Source organism: Yokenella regensburgei (assembly GCF_003634235.1).
In the GTDB taxonomy this organism is placed as follows: Bacteria; Pseudomonadota; Gammaproteobacteria; order Enterobacterales; family Enterobacteriaceae; genus Yokenella; species Yokenella regensburgei.
On record NZ_RBIZ01000006.1, the window covers coordinates 328,927 to 347,117 of the forward strand.

Consider the following 18,191-nt stretch of genomic DNA (forward strand, 5'->3'; position numbering starts at 1 on the left):
CCGTCAGTGCAGCCAGTGGACGCCTTCTTCCGGCATAAACAGCGCGTTGTAACGTTCCTGGAATCTGTTCAGCTCCCAGGCATCTGGCTCCAGCTCACGCAGGAACCCGAGCGCCAGGCGCGTCTGCGCGTCGCTGATAGGTGCTGCCAGACGCGCTTTCTGCATCTGCCGGTACCAGTAGTGCAAATTCTGCTCACTGCCGTCAACGATAAACACCTGCCAGATAACCAGCACCTGCGCCGCATTTTGCAGATGCGCTTCGTTGGGACGTTCCAGATAGCGAAGAAACTCGTTACCCGCCGTTTTCCCCATCTGATCGATCATCGATTCTATCGGTACCGGCGTTATCGCCAGCCGCTCGCTCAACCGACGGATTGCCCGCCGGGAATCGGAGGTAAGCACCCGAAATCCAACCACAAATACGACCACCAACGTGGCCAATGCCATCCAGATCATGCTTCCTCTCAGCTCACTTGCGCTTCAACATCATAATGGGAAAACGGGGGAAGTCGACAGAGGGGTGTGTATAAAGCGAAGGGGGTGTATCGCGGACAAAAAAAAGCCCGGCATCACCCGGGCAAACAGCTACCTGAGAACTCAGGCTGTTCTTAATTGTTGCACCCGCTTTTCACGGCGAATTTTACGTTCTTCCAGGACCGCGACGATAGCCATCAGCACGATACAGCCAATGGCGGCGGCATCCAGCGCGGCGAAGGTCCCTGCCCAACCGGTCAGGCCGAATACGGGGGTGCCATCGGCAATCATACCGAGGCCGAGTTTGGCGAAGCTGTCACCAATCAGGTAAGCGAAGGTGCCTTTGATACCATCGGCTGCGCCGATCGCTTTTTTCGGCACGAAGCCAACGGCAGCGACACCAATCAACAGCTGCGGGCCAAACACCAGGAAACCGAGCGCGAAGAGCGATGCCAGGTACACGTACTGGTTGCTGGCGTGCTGGTAAACACCCAGCGTGGCGATAATAAGCGCCAGAGCAATGCAGGCTACCAGCGCACGACGACCGTTTGCCAGATCGGACAGCCAGCCCCACAGCAGTGTCCCCACCAGCGCGCCGACTTCAAACAGGGTAAAACCCTGAATCGCCACTTCTTTAGAGAGCTTCAGCTCCTGGAAGGCATACACGGTGGACCACTGATCAATACCGATGCGCACCACGTACAGGAAGATGTTAGAGAAGCACAGCAGCCAGATAACTTTGTTTTTCAGCACGTACTCAACGAAGATCTGCCACTTGGTCATCTCGTTTTCTTCGGTCTCTTTATCCTCGTCGCTCAACTCTTCGCCGAACAGCTCTTCCGCTTTACCGAGGCCGTAGGATTCCGGGGAGTCGCTGCCGTAGCGCAGGCCGATGAAACCGACAATCAGCGCGATAATCGACGGGAAGATAAACATGCCGATAACGTGGCCGTCGAACAGATAGTTCGCACCAATCAGCGCTACCCCTGCGGCACCCGCGCCACCAAGGTTATGGGAGATGTTCCACATGCCAAGGTACGTTCCGCGCTTGCGACGCGGCGTCCACTTGGTGATCGTCGAGTAGCTACAGGAGCCACCGGTACTCTGGAAAAAGCCGCTCAGCGCATAGAAGGCAATCATCAGGAACAGGCTGACAGAGCCAGAACCCATGCTGGCGCTGAAGCCGAGCATACAAATCGCCGACAGGATCAGCATAAACGGCAGGAACTGCTTGGTGTTTTTGCCGTCCGCATAGTAGGAAACCAGCGTTTTGCCGACACCGTAGGTTATCGAGAAACCAAGGCCAATCATCCCCAGCTGAGTCATGCTCAGGCCGTAGGTGGAGATCATATCGTTCTGCGCAATGTTAAAGTTCTTACGAATCAGATACATCGTCAGGTAGCCGATGAAGACCACCAGATAAGACTGCATGAAGGGTTTGAACCACATTTTGCGCCGCACTTCCAGCGGCAGTTCCAGGGTTGGTTTACGCACCTGGTTTAAGAAGCCCAGCATGGGTTGCTCCCGTTATTTCTATGCCCGTGTATGGCGGGCATTGTAAAAACCCGCAGCAGGCATGGCCTGAGACAGTGTCCAGGTGAAACCGGGAAAATTTCTTAGTTTTACCGCTTTCGAGCGAAAACAGTGAGTCAGGTCACGCTTCGCGTGAACGAGGAGCCTGGGCGTTGAGGAATGGCAGCAGCAACAGCGCCGAGATCCCAGCGGCAATGGCGATGACCGCGAAGAACCCACTCCAGTGCCAGACGTCCATCACCCGCGCCAGCGGCCAGCCTGAAAGCGATGCGCCAAGGTAGGCGAACAGGCCAACAAACCCCGTCGCTGCACCCGCCGCCTCTTTGTGTGAGCACTCCGCCGCCGCCATGCCGATAAGCATCTGCGGACCAAAAACGAAAAAGCCAACGGTAAAGAAACATGCCGCCTGCATCACGTAGCTGGCAAACGGCATCAGCCACAGCGAACCGACTGAAAGCAGGATCCCGGCGGCAAAAATCAGGTTCATCGGGCCACGATTACCGTTAAACAACTTATCCGATCCCCAGCCCGCCACCAGCGCGCCGATAAACCCGCCGAGCTCGAACATGGTCACCGCCGAGTTTGCCGTCACCAGGTCAACGCCCAGCGTCTCGGACATATACAGATTGCCCCAGTCATTGATGGCCGCCCGCACCACGTACACCAGCACATAGCAGAGCGAAAGCAGCCAGATGTACGGATTCGTCAGCACGTATTTGTAGAGGATCTGCTTGCGGGTAAGCCCCGCGCCTTCCTGCTGCTGGGCGATCTCCAGCTCATCATGCCGCCAGTCGCCCACCGCCGGTAAGCCCACGGTTTGCGGACGGTCACGCAGCCGCCAGCAGAGAAAAAGCCCGGCGAAGATTGCCAGTCCCCCCGCAATCATCATTCCCACACGCCAGCCGTAGTGCAGCGCGGCGGCACCTACCACCATCGGGATCAACGCCCCACCGACGTTATGCGCGGTATTCCAGATAGCCCACCAGCCGCCGCGCTCGTTTCGCGAGTACCAGGCGGTGAGTAAACGGGCGCATACCGGCGCGCCCCAGCCCTGGAAAAATGCGTTCAGCGCCCACAGCAGGGCAAATGCCCACAGCGAGGTTGAAAAGCCGAAGAGGATATTCACCACGCCGGTGGCAATCAGCCCCAGGCCCATAAAGTAGCGCGCGTTGGAGCGATCGCTGACGATGCCGGAGAAAAACTTCGACAGCCCGTAGGTGATATAAAAAAGCGTAGCCAGCAGGCCGATATCGGTACGGGTCAGGACACCGCTGCCGAGAATGTCCGGCACCGCGGCATTGAAACTTTTGCGGGTAAAGTAGAACAGGGCGTAGCCGAGCCAGATGGTCAGCAGGATATGCCGTCGCCAGTAGCGATAGTGGGCGTCAATTTCGCTGCGTTCGCTTATCGGTTGTGCCGCTGGCGGCGCTTTCATGAAATTAAACATTGTCGCTCCTCAGGCATAGCGCTGCGGCAAACTCACGCTGACGCGGGTGCCGTGAGTGCAGGAAATTGTCAGGGTACCGCCAAGTGCCGTTACCCGCTCGCGCATGCCGGTCAGGCCAAAGCCCTGCTGACCGGAACCCGGCGGCAGCCCGCAGCCGTCGTCTTCAATCACCAGCATCAGGCGTTCATTCTGTTGCCAGCCCTGCAGGGTCACCGCGCTGGCGCTGGCGTGCTTAACGATGTTGTTAAGCCCCTCCTGGCAAACGCGAAACAGCGTCACCCGCTGGTTCTCACTGAGCCCGGTTTCGTCTATGCGCCAGTCGAGATGGCTAATGATCCCCCTCCCTTCAAGCTCCATTTCACGCATCATGGAGCGAACGGCCTGGCCTAGAGTCAGGTCATCAAGCTGGCGCGGTCGCAGCCGTCCGAGCAGGCGCCGCACCGCGTCGTAAACCCCAAGAGAGAGGTGCTCTATCAGCACACTGCTTTGCTTTACACCGCCGTTGTCCGGTGCCAGGCGCTGCAAAATTCCCGCCTGAGTGCGAATGGCGGTGATGGTCTGGCCGATGTCATCATGCAGTTCGCGGGCAACGTCGCGGCGGACGCTCTCTTCGGTCTCCAGCAGGCGCTCGGTGAGGCGGCGGTTACGCGCAAGCTCGGTCTGGAGTGACTGGTTCAGCTCGCGCAGGCGCTGGATACCCGCACCGAGCAGCAGCCCGGTCAGGCTCTGCGCCAGCAGCGACAGCAGCAAATCCACCGGGTGATCGTGCCAGGTCTGGCTGGCAATCAGCGCAATAGCGTTCATCAGGGTGGCGATAAGCGCCCCCTGCCAGCCGTAGTGCCATGCCAGAGCGATAATCGGCAGCGCCAGACAAAACGGGGTGAAGCGCGAGAGTTCGGCCGGTAGCCCCAACTGGAGCCACAGGCTGACGGTAAACAGCAGCAGGTAGCCCACCAGGTGCCGCCCTCGCCAGTTCACCGGCTGCGACACCAGCGAAGGACCTAACGGTAGCCAGGTGTTGCTGGTGAGATAGTGCCAGATAACCAGGCAAGTTGGCGCAAGCGTCAGGCCGCCGGTAAGGGTGAGCAGCAGCGCATTAAGCACTTCTTTGCCATCACCGATCCACGGCAGCGTTTGCAGTAGCGCCGCCGCAATCAGGGCCGCCCCCTGTAAAAGCAGCGTGCGCCAGTCGCGCTGCTGGCGATAGCGGGAAATCAGCACCACCGGCAGCAGCGACAGCAGGCTTCCGGTCATCAATAATGGCAGATGGTCGAGCGCGACTTCCTGCGCCAGCCAACCGAGCAGCAGCCATTCCGCCCCCAGCAGTACCGGCCAGTAGCCACGCGGGCATTGCAGCATCAAGCCAACGCGCAGCCCAAACGGGAACAGCAGCACCGCCAGATCAGGTCGCTCAACAAGATGCAGGCTGATGCTCCACAGACAAAACCAGGCGGCAGAAAATATCGAAACGCTGGCAACAACGGCAATCAGCTGTGAAAGAAAGGTACGCATTACCAGCCGTCGAACATTCGCCGGGCCAGCTCAACGTCGTTGCTGACGCCGAGCTTTTCCATCAGGTTCGCGCGATGCACATGCACCGTCTTCGGCGATAGCCCCAGTTCAACGGCAATCTCTTTAACCGCCATTCCCTGGGTCAGCTTTTCCGCTACCTGCCGCTCGCGGCGGGTCAGCGGATCCTGGCGTCCGGCCGCCAGCTTGATAGCGATATCCGGCGTCAGATAACAGCCGCCGGTGGCAACGGTGCGCACGGCGGAAATCAGTTCATCCGGGCTGCAACGTTTGGAAAGAAACCCACGGGCCCCGGTGTTCAGGGCCTGCTCAACCAGCGCCGGGCTGTCGTGTACCGACAGCATGATGGTCGCCATCCCTTTTGGCAGCTCACTTAGCAACTCAAGCCCGGAGATGTCCGGCATTGAAATATCGCAGATGCACACCTGAACACCACGCCCCGGAAGACCGGCCAGCGCTTCCCGCCCGGAGCCGAACTCGGCAACAACCTGAAAATCAGGCTCCAGCCCCAGCAGTTGAGCAAAACCGGAGCGTACGATCAGATGATCGTCTATAAGGGCGATGGTGGTCATGGTAAATCCTGGCGGGTGTAAAAACGCGCTTACCTTAGCGATAAGCGCGCCGCTGTTCAAGCCTTGAACGATTACTCGAAGAAGAGACCTAGCTTGTTGAACACGCCAGGATCGCTCTGGTGACGCACAACGTGCACCACGTCCTCAAGTTTATCAATCTGGCTAATCATCTGCTCCAGACGCTGATCGTTGTTGACCAGAAGCCAGATCCGGCTCTTGTCGCTGTTCTGGATAGGCAGACAGAGGATCCCTTCCACGTTGAAGGCACGGCGGGCGAACAGACCGCAGACGTGGGTCATGACTCCCGGATGGTTACGCACGGTTAGTTCCAGAATCACGTTGTCATGTGTTGGCTGATGCATGGCTTATTCCCCCACCATTTCTGTATTTGCCGCTCCCGGCGGAACCATTGGATACACTTTCTGTTCGGCATCGATCCGCACATGGATCAGCGCCGGACCAGGGCGGGCGATAATGGCCTGCAGCGCCGCTTGCGGATCTGCTTCTGCGTTCAGGTCGCAGGTTTGCATGCCAAAACCAGCAGCAATCTGCACGAAGTTAATCATGCCAGGATACGTCGCGGCAAATACCCCCTGCGGATAGAACAGGCTCTGCTGCTGGTGAACCAGACCCAGCGCTTCGTTATTCATCAGGATGATTTTCACATCCAGCTGGTTTTCTACGGCGGTGGCCATCTCCTGAATGTTCATCATCAGGCTGCCGTCACCGGAAAAACAGAGCACTTTACGATGCGGATTCGCAAGCGCTGCGCCAATTGCCGCAGGCAGACCAAATCCCATGGTACCCAGCCCACCGGAGGTCAGCCACTGGCGAGGGCGGTTTAACGGATATGCCTGTGCCGTCCACATCTGGTGCTGGCCAACATCGGTGGTCACGATAGCGTCATCGTCAACGCAGGCCGCTACGGCGTTGATCAGGCCGTAATGGGTCAGCGGATCGCCCGCCTGCGGAATAGCCGACGGGAACTCTTGTTGCAGCTCGCCAACCAGTTGATGCCATGCGTCGCGCGGCTTCGCGTCAACCAGCGGGATTAACTGCTCCAGCACTTCGCCCACGTCGCCCTGAATCGCCACGTGCGCCTGCTTGATTTTTCCGAGCTCGGCGCGGTCGATATCCACATGAATGATTTTGGCGTTTGGACAGAATTGTTCCGTTTTGCCAATCGCCCGGTCATCAAAACGTGCACCTAAAACGACCAGTAAATCAGACTCCTGCAGAATAAAGTTGGTGCTGCGCGCGCCGTGCATCCCCAGCATACCAAGCGACAGCGGATGCGCTTTTGGCAGCATGCCTAAGGCCATCAGGGTCATGGTAGTCGGCAGATTGGCTTTTTCCGCCAGTTTGCGTACCTGTTCCGGTGAAGCAACGACCCCGCCGCCGAGATACAGCACCGGACGCTGCGCGGCGTTAATCATCGCCGCCGCTTCGCGCACATCCTGCAGGTTAAAAATCGGTGCCGGAGCGCGGCCGCCAGGGACCGGCAGGTCATCGATATCAATCGTCGCCGTCTGCACATCCTTAGGTATGTCTATCCACACCGGGCCGGGACGGCCGGACTGCGCGATGCGAAACGCATCGCTAACCACCTGCGGTAGTTCACTGATATCACGGACTAAATAGTTGTGTTTGGTGATGGGGATAGAGATACCGTAGGTATCGACTTCCTGAAACGCATCGGTGCCGATGAGCGATGCCGGTACCTGGCCAGTAATGCACACCAGCGGGATGGAATCCAGCCGCGCATCGGCAATCGCGGTGACCAGGTTTGTGGCACCCGGGCCGCTACAGGCCATACACACCGCCGGTTTTCCCTGGGTGCGAGCCATGCCCTGCGCAATGAAGCCTGCACCCTGCTCATGACGCGCCAGCACGTGGCGAATCTGTTTGCTTTGGCTTAAGGCGTCGTACAACGGCAGCACCGTGCCACCGGGAATGCCGGTGACGGTCGTAATGCCCTGTCGTTCCAGTAAGTGAACAATTAACTGCGCACCCGTAAAACGCGTGCTTTGAGATGTTGTGCCCGAACTTGCCATGCTCCAGTCCTTTTCTTCTGGGCCGACCTGCCGGGTGGGTTCTGATACAAAAAACCCCGCCCGGTTTGCGCCGGCGGGGTTTGGAATCGTGTGTTTTCCGGACCCTACGGCGCGTTGCCGACGACCACCACCACACGCACGACGACCACCGCGGCGTTGCGCGCGGTTTTTAGTAGGGTCGACATCGGCATGGAAGTGTTCATTAGGGACCTGTTGTTGAAATCATCAGTGGAATTTATACAAACACAGCTTTACGGCGCAGACAATGGAATTATTTTCATCTGCGCAAAAATGCGTCAGAGATCACAATTCAACCAGGAGAGAATAAAAACAAACATCCCGCCCACGTTATGTTACGGTTGCATGACAATTCCTGCCGCCACTGACGCTATGACGCTATGACGCTAACGCTGTTCGCTATTTTGCTTTTCGCCGCCCTGCTGCATGCCAGCTGGAATGCCATTGTGAAAGCGGGCAACGATAAGCTCTACGCCGCAGTCAGCGTCAGCGGATCGGCGGCAGTAATGGCGCTGCTGGCGCTCCCTTTCTCGCCACAGCCGAGCGTGGAAAGTATTCCGTTCCTGATAGCCTCCTGCATCCTGCAGGTGATTTACACCGTGCTGGTCGCCAAAACCTATCAAGTGTCTGACATGAGCCAGACCTATCCCCTGATGCGCGGCACTGCGCCGTTGCTGGTCGCCGTGATTAGCGTAGCGTTTATGGGTGAGACGCTCTCAGAGATGGCATGGCTTGGGATCTGCGTCATTTGCCTCGCGATTCTGGGCATGGCGCTGAACGGTCGCTCCAGCTCGCGAAAAGGCATCTATCTGGCACTGCTTAACGCCTGCTTCATTGCCGCCTATACCCTGGTCGACGGCACCGGCGTGCGGGTGTCTGGCACGGCCATCGGCTATACGCTGTGGACCTTCTTCATGAACGGTTTCTGCCTGCTATGCTGGGCGTTGCTTGCTCGTCGTAAGCCTGCCATCAGCTATCTTTCGCAGCACTGGCGCAAGGGGATCTTCGGCGGTATTGCCACGATGGGCGCCTATGGCCTGGCGCTGTGGGCAATGACCCAGGCGCCGCTGGCCGTGGTCGCAGCACTGCGCGAAACCTCAATTTTGTTCGGCGCGCTGATCGCTTTTATCCTTTTAAAAGAACGCGTTTCCGGCATTCGCGCCGTTGCCGCCTGTGGAATTGCCGCCGGGGCAATCCTTTTGCGCCTCGCCTGAGCAAAGCGGCAACATTTGTTGCCAATAATCGTTTATAAATCCTGCCTCTTCACCCTTAACCATTGGCACAAATAATGGTTAAGTTGTCATCTGTCTGTGGTAGATTCCTCTCGATTTTGGCGCTATCCATAGCAATATCTCCTTTGTTACCCAATTTTTAAGACGTAATCTTCGACATGAAAAGGCACGGAAACTTCAATTTATTGTTGATGCTGGTTCTGCTCGTCGCTGTTGGGCAGATGGCTCAAACCATTTATATCCCCGCTATTGCCGATATGGCGCGTGAATTACAGGTTCGTGAAGGCGCGGTTCAGAGCGTCATGGCGACCTATCTGCTGACCTACGGTGTGTCACAGCTGTTTTACGGCCCGCTGTCGGACCGTATTGGACGCCGTCCGGTGATCCTGGCCGGGATGTCGATTTTTTTGGTTGCGACCACCATCGCAATGACCACATCCAGCCTGACGCTGCTAATTATTGCCAGCGCCCTGCAGGGTATGGGCACCGGCGTTGGCGGTGTGATGGCGAGAACGCTGCCGCGGGATCTGTATGAAGGTACGCAATTACGTCATGCCAACAGCTTATTAAATATGAGTATTCTGGTCAGCCCCCTGCTGGCACCGCTGATTGGCGGGATGCTGGATACCCTTTGGGGCTGGCGGGTGTGCTACGCCTTCCTGCTGGTGCTGTGCGCGGTGGTTACCTTCAGCATGGCGCGCTGGATGCCGGAGACGCGTCCGAAAGAGGCTCCGCGGACCCGGCTTATCACCAGCTACAAAACGCTGTTAGGTAATGGTTCATTCAACTGTTATCTGCTGATGCTGATTGGAGGTCTGGCGGGCGTTGCGGTGTTTGAAGCCTGCTCCGGTGTGCTGCTGGGCGCGGTGCTCGGTCTCAGCAGTATGGCAGTCAGTATCCTGTTTATTCTGCCTATCCCGGCGGCGTTTTTCGGCTCCTGGTTCGCCGGTCGCCCGAATAAACGCTTCCCGACACTCATGTGGCAGTCGGTTATTTGCTGCCTCGCGGGTGGGCTGATGATGTGGATCCCTGGCATCTTCGGGATAATGAACGTCTGGACGCTGCTTATCCCTGCCGCGCTGTTCTTCTTTGGTGCGGGGATGCTGTTTCCGCTTGCCACCAGCGGTGCGATGGAGCCCTTCCCGTTCCTCGCCGGTACCGCTGGCGCGCTGGTCGGTGGGTTGCAGAATATTGGCTCCGGCGTGCTGGCCTGGTTTTCGGCGATGCTGCCGCAGACCGGACAAGGCAGCCTTGGCCTGCTGATGACCCTGATGGGGCTGCTTATTCTGCTGTGCTGGCTGCCGCTGGCATCACGCTTTAGCCGCCATCAGCAAACTATCTGATCCCTCAGCTCTGTTTTTGCAGCATTGTCATCAATTCCGCCGGTGAACGTTGCTGGCGGATGAGATCCCGCATCACCCTCATGTACGGGGCGGTGTAGGTAAAAAAGCGATGATAGCCCGCGCACAGCGCACTTTTGCCATCGGCAGTGCGATGTTTCGGGCAGTCGCCGTAGCAAAAACGCCGCGCCTGACAATCGTGGCAGGCGCGCGACAGCGTGTCTCGTTTATGCTTGCCAAAGGCTACCGCCCGGGCGCTGGCGTTCAGTTCGGCAAGCGTGGTCTGATGCAGATTACCCAGCCGGTGCTCGGGGTAAACGTAGTGATCGCACTGAAACACGTCGCCATTGGCTTCCAGTGCAAACGCGTGTCCGCAGGTTTCGCTCAACGCGCACTGGGTTGAGCGAAAACCGCTCCACACGCCCAGCGTCGAATCAAAGAGTTGCACAAACGTACGGCCAATATCCTCACGCACCCAGATATCAAACACCTTGATCAGAAACTCCCCCCAGGCGCGTGATGATACGGAGTCTTCGCTCGGCACGCCGTGTTCGTCCAGCTCAAGCAGCGGTATAAACTGGATAAACGGCGTTCCCTGGCGTCTGAGGTAGCGGTAAACACGCTCCGCTTCCTGGCTGTTGTGGCGGTTCACCACCGTCAGCAGATTGAACTCAACCCAATGAGCCACCAGTTTTTCAATCGCACTCATCACCCGCAGCTGAGTGGGTTTACCGTTGCGGCTGCGCCGGAAAACATCATGCAGCTCCGCCGGGCCATCGAGCGAAATGCCCACCAGCCAGTTATTTTCACCAAAGAATCGGCACCAGGCGTCGTTCAGCGCGACCCCGTTGGTCTGAAAGGCGTTGTGAATGCGTTTGTCACCCGCATGCTGCTTCTGCAACTCGATGACGCGTTCAAAAAAAGCGATACCGCAGAGCGTGGGTTCTCCGCCCTGCCAGGAGAACTGCACGTCTTTTCCCGGCTGCGCGGCAATGTGCTGACGAATGAAGGCGTCGAGGGTAGCCTCATCCATTTGAGCATACTTAGGTTTATCAAGATAATAGCAGTATCGACAACGTAGATTACAGCGAGAGCTGGCCGGCTTGGCCATCACCTGACATCCTGTCATACATAATCCTTAATGAATAAAACCACCTGACGTAAGTGTGTTACAGCAAACAATAATGCGAGGGAAAGGACAGCGAGGGAGATCAAAAATTTGTCACGCACTGCGCGCGGTTGTGAAAAATCGCTACGGCTAACGTCCATCAGATTGCGCTGACGGGTATAGCGCCAGAGGATGATAGCCACCAGCGCCAGGATGATTATCGATATCCAGAAAGGACTGCCGGAACGGTGCCAGTTGTGTTTTATCGCCAGCGCCATCAACGCCCCGTAGCCTAAAAGAGTACGAAACCAGGCAAGGGAGGTGCGCTCTGGCTGCAGACCCGGGTCGCTGTTGCGCCGCGCTTTGCGGCTATCAGGCATACAGCACCAGCCCCATCACTACCACGGCGACGATCATCAAAATAACGCTGATAATCAACAGGCTGTGGGTATAGGGTAAATCTTCTTTTAACCGCATCGCCTTTTCATTACTGAGCCAGCGCAGGTAGTCGTAAACCGCCAGCCCGCCCGCAAACAGGCACAGCAGCAGAGCCAGCACTTCGCGGATAAGCGGTGTCGCAAAATCAGGGGCCAGCTGATCAAGCCCAACGCCTGCTGCCAGAAACCCAAGCGCCGTACGGATCCAGGCGAGAAACGTCCGCTCGTTCGCCAACGAGAAGCGATAGTCCGGGGCAACGCCCAGGCGGGAAATTTTCATTCACTCTCCTTCAGAACTGCAGCTTTTTCTCGTTCACCTTAACACCCTGCATTGGTAAGCCGGAAGTGGAGAGATGCGGAAGGAGAGCGCCTTCACAGGTGCTGAAGGCGCGTAAGACGCGCTAGCCGATACCCCAGAACAGTACGGCCAAAAGCTGCGGTGTGATAATGCGCAGGAACATCACCACCGGATAGACGGTAGCGTAGGAGAGCGCCGCCGCCCCGCTGGTCGCATGCAGGTTATTCGCAAACGCCAGCGCCGGTGGGTCAGTCATGGAGCCAGCAAGCATTCCACAGATGGTGAGATAGTTCATTTTCACGACAATTCGCGCCAGGATACCGGCCAGAAGCAGCGGAATAGCGGTAATGAAAATACCGTAGCCTATCCAGCTTACCCCTTCGCCGTGGAGCAGCGTATCAACAAAATCACCGCCCGATTTAAGGCCTACGACCGCGAGAAACAGAACAATCCCCAGTTCGCGCAGCGCCAGGTTCGCACTCGGTGGCATAAACCAGTACAGCTTACCGATGCTGCCAATACGCCCGAGGATTAGCGCCATAATCAGCGGACCGCCCGCCAGACCAAGCTTCAACGCCACCGGGAAACCAGGAATAAACAGCGGAATAGATCCCAATAACACCCCAAGCCCGATGCCGATAAACACCGGCAGCATCTGCACCTGCTGCAGTTTCTGCTGTGCGTTACCCAGCTCTGCGGCTACCGCATCGATGGCCGCAGGACGTCCTACCAGGTTGAGGATATCGCCGAACTGCAGGCTGGCATTGCTGCTCGCTACCAGCTCTACCCCGGCGCGATTAAGTCGGGAGATAACGACGTCATAACGCTGTTTGAAGTGCAGATCGCGGATTTTCTTCCCTAATACCTTCTCGTTGGTCACCACCACACGCTCGACGCGCAGGTCAGTTCCTCGGGTGGAAAGCGACGTCTCGACCTCTTTGCCGATCACCAGCTGCGCGCTGTGTAAATCGGCCATCTGGCCAACCAGGTGCAGAAGGTCGCCGGTCTGAATGAGCGTGGTGGGCGACGGTACCATCAGCATATCGCCGCGCTTAAGCCGCGAGCAGATAATTTTGTCACTGTTCAGGATCGGAACGTCCTGAATAGTCAGGTTGTTGAGGTTCGGGTTTTCTACCCGAATATTGATGGTCTGCAGCAGTACATTACCGTTGCCGACGCTGGCATCAAACTGCTGGGCTTCTTTTTCAACGTTGATACGAAAGAACAGGCGCACCAGCCACATGGAAAGCAGAATGCCGCAGATGCCGAACGGATACGCCATCGCATAGCTCATCCCCATCTGGTCAACCACGTCGAATGGCACGCCGAGGTCGCGCAGGATCTGCTGCCCGGCACCGAGCGCTGGCGTGTTGGTTACCGCTCCGGAGAAAATCCCGAGCACGACCGGTAGAGGGATATTGAAGAGTTTATGCAGCAGTGCGGTGACCAGCCCGCCGAGAACCACTATCAGGATAGCGAAAAGATTAAGGCGCAACCCGGAGACCCGCAGGGAGGCGAAGAACCCAGGCCCTACCTGAATACCGATGGTATACACGAAGAGGATCAGGCCAAACTCCTGAACGAAGTGCAGCATCGGGCCACTCAGCGTGATCCCTGCCTGATCGACAAAATGTCCGACGATGATCCCGCCAAACAGCACTCCGCCAATGCCAAAGCCAACGCCACGGATCTTCACATTGCCAATCCATAACCCGACCACTGCCACCAGAGCCAGCACGCTCACGGTCAATGCTATATCACTCATCGTCGTTTCCCTGTGAATAACATTAGGTATATCAGGGATTCTGGCAGAACCACGGCGGGATGTATGGATCGTGGCGCACAAAAAGCCCCGATCAAACGCAAAACGGTAACCCGAAGGTTACCGTTTTTAAGGTATTTACCTTATCCCGAAGGGAAAGGGATTCGGCAAGACTGTCTTTAGCTGTTCAGTGCCGGGCGGTCGCTGATGGCGATACGCTGCGGAGCAAGCGCTTCCGGCACGTTACGGGTCAGGTCGATATGCAGCAGACCGTTGGTAAAGGTCGCGCCGCTGACTTCCATGTTATCGGCCAGGGTAAAGCTCAGGCTGAACGCCTGGGTCACCAGACCCTGATGCAGCCATTTGGTCTCTTTTTCCGCCTGCTGCGGCTGGCCTTTAATGGTCAGACGCGTGCCTTCCAGCTGGATATCCAGATCTTCCTGACGGAAACCGGCTAACGCGAGGGTAATGCGATAGTGGTTATCGTCGCTTTTTTCGATGTTATAAGGCGGGAAGCTCTGGCTTTCACCGGCGGTTTGTAAGGCGTTAGCCAGTTTGTCAAAACCGATCCATTGACGCAGCAGTGGGGATAAATCGTAGTTACGCATAATAAAATCTCCTTCTGAGAAGCGAGTGTTTACCTGCGGATCCGCAGATCCGCATAGGCTCCCTGACGGCGAGCCGGTGGAATGTTGGGCCGCGTAGCGGCCCAACGGAATTAGTTAATTTCGATACGGCGCGGTTTTTTCGCTTCCGGGATCACACGTTCGAGGTCGATATACAGCAGACCATTCACCAGGTTAGCGCCACGGATGTGGATATTTTCGGCTAACTGGAATTTACGCTCGAAGTTGCGTTCCGCAATGCCCTGATACAGGTAAGTACGTTCTTGTTGTTCGCCCGTATGTGAGCCTTTTACAATCAGTAAGTTATCCTGCGCGGTGATCTCCAGTTCGCTTTCAGCGAAACCGGCCACGGCGATGGCAATGCGATAGTGGTCTTCGTCGACAAGCTCGACGTTGTACGGAGGATAGCCGCCGTTACTCTGGCTCTGGCTGTTTTCTAAGTGGTTGAACAGACGGTCAAAACCAATAGCAGAACGATACAGTGGAGAAAGATCAAAGTTACGCATAAAAATAGCTCCTGGAATCAGCGAGAATTTACTGACCTTCCATCATGGACAGGTCGTTAGCACCCGGAGTACCCCGCAGGCGTACTCCTCATCGGGACTTATTCTTAAAATTGGGTAGCCCGAGTGATATTTCAAGAGCGGTTGTCTGAGTTTTTTTGCACTTTCGGATAGAGTGTTTAGACTGGAAGACAGCACTAAAGGTCAAATTGCGACAACCGCCACAGAGCGACGCAACGGAACTATCTATTTAGGTTATGGGTCGATATAACCCATTAAAGACATCACAACGATACTGAGATGATGAAAACAACTCTATTGATTAAGCTGACCCTGTTCAGTGGAATGATGGCACTGGGTGGCTGTTCAAGCGTGATGTCGCATACCGGCGGGAAAGAAGGTACCTATCCCGGTACGCGAGCAAGCGCAGGCATGCTCGGCGATGATGACACCAACTGGGGAACCAAATCGCTGGTGGTGCTTGATATGCCATTTACCGCAGTGATGGATACGCTGTTGTTACCGTGGGATATGTTCCGCACGGACAACTCCGTGCGGTCACGCGTGGAAAAGAGTGAGCAGAAGACGCTTGCCACCAATGCGGTGATCCCTCCAGCGGAGATGCCATCTCCCTGAATTACAGGCCGGTTTCCGTCACCCAAAGCTGACGAAAACCGCTGACCTCCTCCATCCAGGCGATCTGTCGGCCGTCAGGTGAAAAGACGATCGCGTCAGCTGAAGGCGGATTGCCATGTTTTTCCGTCAAATAACTCACCTCTCCCGTCTGCGCATCGCAGCAGGCAATCCGGTTATTCAGCACAAAGCCCAGCGCCCTTCCTGACGGATGCCAGTTAAACGCCGACTGGATGCCGCCCGCAACGCGCGTCAATTGACGCGGCTCGCCGCCCTGCGGAGATATCAGCCACAGCTGGACGATACCGGCATCATCACGCATCAAAAAGGCTATTTCACTGGCGTGCGGACTCGCCCGCACCCAGTGGCGCGGCACGTTCACCAGCCCCGGGAATGCGCGCTGATGGGTAAAGGTCAGCCGGGTTTGCACTACTCCTGACGGCGGCGCTGGCAGCGTTTCACTCGTGCCCTGCAACGGCGTGCTGCCCGCCAGCTTCCAGCCCTTTTCATCCTGCGGCAGATGAACGATGAAAAGCTCAGGCACTTTCTCGCCCTGCGTGGAGAGCGTATCGCCAATAAACGCCAGCGCGTGGTTGCCCACCCAGCCTTCTTCATAGGCGCGGTTAATGTCATCGCTTCCCGGCACAGGCGCGGGCGTCGTCTGGCTCACCAGCACGCACCAGTGGCTGCCCGCGTATTCCCGTGGGTGTCCACCTGCCGGGATGACCGGGCCGAAGGGCGTTGCTACGCCAACGTTACGCAGATCGAGCGCCGTATCACGCTCGTGCATCACGTGGTCGTTATAGGTGAAGCTAACGTACTCGCCGTTCGGGCTGTAAACATGAACGTGGCTACCGCCGCGCAGCGCGCCCGGTGTGAAAGGCGGGGTGATATCCATGGCATCCAGATTAGTCGTCACTCCGGCATGAGCTACCACGCCACGGCGATGATGAAAATCGTACTGCCAGTGGGCATCCGGGTGCTCGGGACCATGGATAAACACGTACTTTTCTTCCTGCGGATGCACCGTGACCACACCGACGTATGCTCCGTCGGTGGCGCGGTAAATGACCTCAGTTTCACCGCTGTCGACGTTGACGCGCTCGATGGTTTCTCCGCTAAACGAGGCACCAGAAGGGCGCACGTCGAACACCAGCCAGCGGCTGTCCGGGGTCCAGGTTCGGGTGTTGGTGAGCTGATGGTGACGGGAAGCGAAAGTGACTTGTTTCATGTGGATACCCTGATGCACGAATCTGCCATCAGGGTATCGCAAGGGAGGGGGTTTAGCCTACTCGTTTCACCTCGCCCACCAGCAGGATGTAGGAGAGCGCTCCGGCCAGCGCCACTACTGCAATGTAGGTGAGCGCAGGCGCAAAGCCGTAGTCCTGCGCCAGGTAGCCAATCACCAGCGGCACCGTGATCCCGCCCAGCCCGCCGACGAAGTTGAACACTCCACCAGTGAGACCAATCAGACGCATCGGCGCCAGCGAAGAAACCAGTGACCAGGTGATGGAGGCAAACCCGTTACCAAAGAAGGCGATCGCCATCAACGTCATAATCCACATTGGGTCGTTGGTGTAGTTTGCCGCCATGATGCAGGTGGAAATCAGCAGCCCGCAGATGATAGGCGTTTTGCGCGCGACACCCAGCGAATAGCCTTTTCGCACCAGCCTGTCCGCCAGCCAGCCCGAGAGCAGCACGCCGAAGAAAGCTGCCAGGAACGGCACCGTGGTCATAAATCCGGCCTTCAGCGCAGTGATGCCTTTCTCCTGAGTCAGGTAGTTCGGGAACCAGGTAAGGAAAAACCACAGCGTAGAGGTGACCGCAAACTGCCCCAGATAAACGCCGACCAGCTTACGATGGAACACCAGCTTCCAGTCGGCTTTGGTCAGCGGCTGGCGCGCCTCTTTTTTCACTGGCGCATCGCCATCAACCAGCCCGCCCCCTTCACGAATATACTCAAGCTCCGCCGTTGTGATGCTTTTTGTCAGGCGTGGTGGCTGATAAACCTTAAACCAGATGAGCGACCAGATAATGCCAATCCCGCCGGTCACGATAAACACCCAGTGCCAGCTCAACAGCTCCTGGATCCAGATAAGCAGCGGGGTAAGAAACGCAAGGCCAACAAACTGCCCGGAGGTATAAAACCCAACGGCAGAGGCGCGCTCGTGCTCCGGGAACCAGCTGGTGACCATGCGGTTATTGGTTGGGAACGCCGGGGCCTCAAAAATACCGGTGATAGCCCGCAGGCCAATCAGCGACATCAGCCCGGTGGCGAAGCCCTGAAACAGAGTCGCGACAGACCAGCCGAAAATGGCAATAAAATAGGTGAGACGAGAGCCAACCCGGTCAAGGAACCAGCCGCCCGGGATCTGGCACAGCGTATACAGCCAGGCAAAGGCGGAAAATACATAACCCATTTCCGCTTTACTGATCCCGAACTCCTCCTGAATATGCGCCGACGCCACCGCCAGGTTTGCGCGGTCGACATAACAGATAACTACGGTAATAAAGATCATAACCAGCGTCAGGTAACGGCGACGCCCTGTTTTTGCAGCAGTAACTGGAATATCCATCGCAATCTGTCTCCAGATTTTGGGCATAGCGAAGCCGCTCACCATGCC

General features: G+C 57.0%; 19 protein-coding genes and 1 other annotated feature. Of the genes, 3 read left to right on the forward strand and 16 right to left on the reverse strand.

Annotation, left to right across the window (positions count from 1 at the left end; translation table 11 throughout):
- Nucleotides 1-3 precede the first annotated feature (3 nt).
- The 8 genes from C7387_RS19575 to ivbL form a co-directional block, all read right to left on the reverse strand.
- Nucleotides 4-456: a DUF1198 family protein gene (locus C7387_RS19575; protein WP_038253541.1), complete on the reverse strand. Its 453-nt coding sequence runs from the start codon at nt 454-456 to the stop codon at nt 4-6.
- A 141-nt stretch (nt 457-597) separates the two neighbouring features.
- On the reverse strand, nt 598-1,989 hold the full coding sequence (gene uhpT / locus C7387_RS19580) for a hexose-6-phosphate:phosphate antiporter (RefSeq protein ID WP_120817311.1): 1,392 nt from the start codon (nt 1,987-1,989) through the stop codon (nt 598-600).
- A gap of 139 nt (nt 1,990-2,128) precedes the next feature.
- Nucleotides 2,129-3,454 (reverse strand): MFS transporter, encoded by a 1,326-nt coding sequence (gene uhpC / locus C7387_RS19585; protein WP_120817312.1) that lies wholly within the window; start codon nt 3,452-3,454, stop codon nt 2,129-2,131.
- Between the two features lie 9 nt (nt 3,455-3,463).
- Nucleotides 3,464-4,966, reverse strand: coding sequence for a signal transduction histidine-protein kinase/phosphatase UhpB (gene uhpB / locus C7387_RS19590; RefSeq protein ID WP_006817828.1), 1,503 nt, complete (start codon nt 4,964-4,966; stop codon nt 3,464-3,466).
- Nucleotides 4,966-5,556, reverse strand: a complete 591-nt coding sequence (uhpA, locus tag C7387_RS19595; RefSeq protein WP_006817829.1) for a response regulator transcription factor UhpA — start codon at nt 5,554-5,556, stop codon at nt 4,966-4,968. The genes uhpB and uhpA overlap by 1 nt, the downstream gene beginning before the upstream one ends.
- A gap of 71 nt (nt 5,557-5,627) precedes the next feature.
- A complete protein-coding gene (gene ilvN / locus C7387_RS19600; RefSeq protein WP_006817830.1) occupies nt 5,628-5,918 on the reverse strand; it encodes an acetolactate synthase small subunit in 291 nt (96 codons plus the stop codon).
- Nucleotides 5,919-5,921: 3 nt separating this feature from the next.
- On the reverse strand, nt 5,922-7,610 hold the full coding sequence (gene ilvB, locus C7387_RS19605; RefSeq protein ID WP_006817831.1) for an acetolactate synthase large subunit: 1,689 nt from the start codon (nt 7,608-7,610) through the stop codon (nt 5,922-5,924).
- Nucleotides 7,611-7,714: 104 nt separating this feature from the next.
- Nucleotides 7,715-7,813: an ilvB operon leader peptide IvbL gene (ivbL, locus tag C7387_RS19610; RefSeq protein WP_071777499.1), complete on the reverse strand. Its 99-nt coding sequence runs from the start codon at nt 7,811-7,813 to the stop codon at nt 7,715-7,717.
- A gap of 195 nt (nt 7,814-8,008) precedes the next feature.
- Here ivbL and C7387_RS19615 point away from each other — a divergent pair, with 195 nt between their 5' ends.
- Nucleotides 8,009-8,842, forward strand: coding sequence for a DMT family transporter (locus C7387_RS19615; RefSeq protein ID WP_038253535.1), 834 nt, complete (start codon nt 8,009-8,011; stop codon nt 8,840-8,842).
- Nucleotides 8,843-9,018: 176 nt separating this feature from the next.
- Nucleotides 9,019-10,203: a multidrug efflux MFS transporter EmrD gene (gene emrD, locus C7387_RS19620; RefSeq protein WP_006817833.1), complete on the forward strand. Its 1,185-nt coding sequence runs from the start codon at nt 9,019-9,021 to the stop codon at nt 10,201-10,203.
- Between the two features lie 4 nt (nt 10,204-10,207).
- On the opposite strand, the gene C7387_RS19625 is transcribed toward emrD, so the two are convergent.
- The 6 genes from C7387_RS19625 to ibpA all read right to left on the reverse strand — a co-directional run bounded on the left by C7387_RS19625 (nt 10,208) and on the right by ibpA (nt 14,937).
- Nucleotides 10,208-11,329 carry an anaerobic sulfatase maturase gene (locus tag C7387_RS19625; RefSeq protein WP_158592527.1) on the reverse strand — a complete coding sequence of 374 codons (1,122 nt, stop codon included), beginning with the start codon at nt 11,327-11,329 and terminating at the stop codon, nt 10,208-10,210.
- Complete coding sequence (locus tag C7387_RS19630) at nt 11,326-11,688, reverse strand: DUF202 domain-containing protein (RefSeq protein ID WP_006817835.1); 363 nt, start codon at nt 11,686-11,688, stop codon at nt 11,326-11,328. Before C7387_RS19630 ends, C7387_RS19625 begins: the two co-directional genes overlap by 4 nt.
- A complete protein-coding gene (locus C7387_RS19635; RefSeq protein ID WP_120817314.1) occupies nt 11,681-12,025 on the reverse strand; it encodes a YidH family protein in 345 nt (114 codons plus the stop codon). Before C7387_RS19635 ends, C7387_RS19630 begins: the two co-directional genes overlap by 8 nt.
- Before the next feature lie 121 nt (nt 12,026-12,146).
- Complete coding sequence (locus tag C7387_RS19640; protein WP_120817315.1) at nt 12,147-13,808, reverse strand: putative transporter; 1,662 nt, start codon at nt 13,806-13,808, stop codon at nt 12,147-12,149.
- Nucleotides 13,809-13,984: 176 nt separating this feature from the next.
- Entirely contained in the window at nt 13,985-14,413 is a 429-nt protein-coding gene (gene ibpB, locus C7387_RS19645; protein ID WP_006817838.1) for a small heat shock chaperone IbpB, read from the reverse strand.
- Nucleotides 14,414-14,523: 110 nt separating this feature from the next.
- Complete coding sequence (gene ibpA / locus C7387_RS19650; protein ID WP_006817839.1) at nt 14,524-14,937, reverse strand: small heat shock chaperone IbpA; 414 nt, start codon at nt 14,935-14,937, stop codon at nt 14,524-14,526.
- Nucleotides 14,931-15,004 (reverse strand) — a sequence feature (ROSE (Repression Of Heat Shock gene Expression) occurs in the 5'-region of heat shock genes and acts as an RNA thermometer to modulate expression.). (Overlaps the previous gene by 7 nt.)
- Nucleotides 15,005-15,234: 230 nt before the next feature.
- Here ibpA and C7387_RS19655 point away from each other — a divergent pair.
- Nucleotides 15,235-15,570, forward strand: coding sequence for a YceK/YidQ family lipoprotein (locus C7387_RS19655; RefSeq protein WP_006817840.1), 336 nt, complete (start codon nt 15,235-15,237; stop codon nt 15,568-15,570).
- A 1-nt stretch (nt 15,571) separates the two neighbouring features.
- Here C7387_RS19655 and C7387_RS19660 read toward each other — a convergent pair whose 3' ends face one another.
- Complete coding sequence (locus tag C7387_RS19660) at nt 15,572-16,798, reverse strand: YidR family protein (protein WP_120817316.1); 1,227 nt, start codon at nt 16,796-16,798, stop codon at nt 15,572-15,574.
- A gap of 52 nt (nt 16,799-16,850) precedes the next feature.
- Nucleotides 16,851-18,188 (reverse strand): MFS transporter, encoded by a 1,338-nt coding sequence (locus tag C7387_RS19665; RefSeq protein ID WP_006817842.1) that lies wholly within the window; start codon nt 18,186-18,188, stop codon nt 16,851-16,853.
- Nucleotides 18,189-18,191: the final 3 nt, after the last annotated feature.

Coding starts and splice junctions, on each gene's coding strand:
- C7387_RS19575 (WP_038253541.1), bottom strand. CDS start 456: ATGATCTGGATGGCATTGGCCACGTTGGTGGTCGTATTTGTGGTTGGA.
- uhpT (WP_120817311.1), bottom strand. CDS start 1,989: ATGCTGGGCTTCTTAAACCAGGTGCGTAAACCAACCCTGGAACTGCCG.
- uhpC (WP_120817312.1), bottom strand. CDS start 3,454: ATGTTTAATTTCATGAAAGCGCCGCCAGCGGCACAACCGATAAGCGAA.
- uhpB (WP_006817828.1), bottom strand. CDS start 4,966: ATGCGTACCTTTCTTTCACAGCTGATTGCCGTTGTTGCCAGCGTTTCG.
- uhpA (WP_006817829.1), bottom strand. CDS start 5,556: ATGACCACCATCGCCCTTATAGACGATCATCTGATCGTACGCTCCGGT.
- ilvN (WP_006817830.1), bottom strand. CDS start 5,918: ATGCATCAGCCAACACATGACAACGTGATTCTGGAACTAACCGTGCGT.
- ilvB (WP_006817831.1), bottom strand. CDS start 7,610: ATGGCAAGTTCGGGCACAACATCTCAAAGCACGCGTTTTACGGGTGCG.
- ivbL (WP_071777499.1), bottom strand. CDS start 7,813: ATGAACACTTCCATGCCGATGTCGACCCTACTAAAAACCGCGCGCAAC.
- C7387_RS19615 (WP_038253535.1), top strand. CDS start 8,009: ATGACGCTAACGCTGTTCGCTATTTTGCTTTTCGCCGCCCTGCTGCAT.
- emrD (WP_006817833.1), top strand. CDS start 9,019: ATGAAAAGGCACGGAAACTTCAATTTATTGTTGATGCTGGTTCTGCTC.
- C7387_RS19625 (WP_158592527.1), bottom strand. CDS start 11,329: ATGACAGGATGTCAGGTGATGGCCAAGCCGGCCAGCTCTCGCTGTAAT.
- C7387_RS19630 (WP_006817835.1), bottom strand. CDS start 11,688: ATGCCTGATAGCCGCAAAGCGCGGCGCAACAGCGACCCGGGTCTGCAG.
- C7387_RS19635 (WP_120817314.1), bottom strand. CDS start 12,025: ATGAAAATTTCCCGCCTGGGCGTTGCCCCGGACTATCGCTTCTCGTTG.
- C7387_RS19640 (WP_120817315.1), bottom strand. CDS start 13,808: ATGAGTGATATAGCATTGACCGTGAGCGTGCTGGCTCTGGTGGCAGTG.
- ibpB (WP_006817838.1), bottom strand. CDS start 14,413: ATGCGTAACTACGATTTATCCCCACTGCTGCGTCAATGGATCGGTTTT.
- ibpA (WP_006817839.1), bottom strand. CDS start 14,937: ATGCGTAACTTTGATCTTTCTCCACTGTATCGTTCTGCTATTGGTTTT.
- C7387_RS19655 (WP_006817840.1), top strand. CDS start 15,235: ATGATGAAAACAACTCTATTGATTAAGCTGACCCTGTTCAGTGGAATG.
- C7387_RS19660 (WP_120817316.1), bottom strand. CDS start 16,798: ATGAAACAAGTCACTTTCGCTTCCCGTCACCATCAGCTCACCAACACC.
- C7387_RS19665 (WP_006817842.1), bottom strand. CDS start 18,188: ATGGTGAGCGGCTTCGCTATGCCCAAAATCTGGAGACAGATTGCGATG.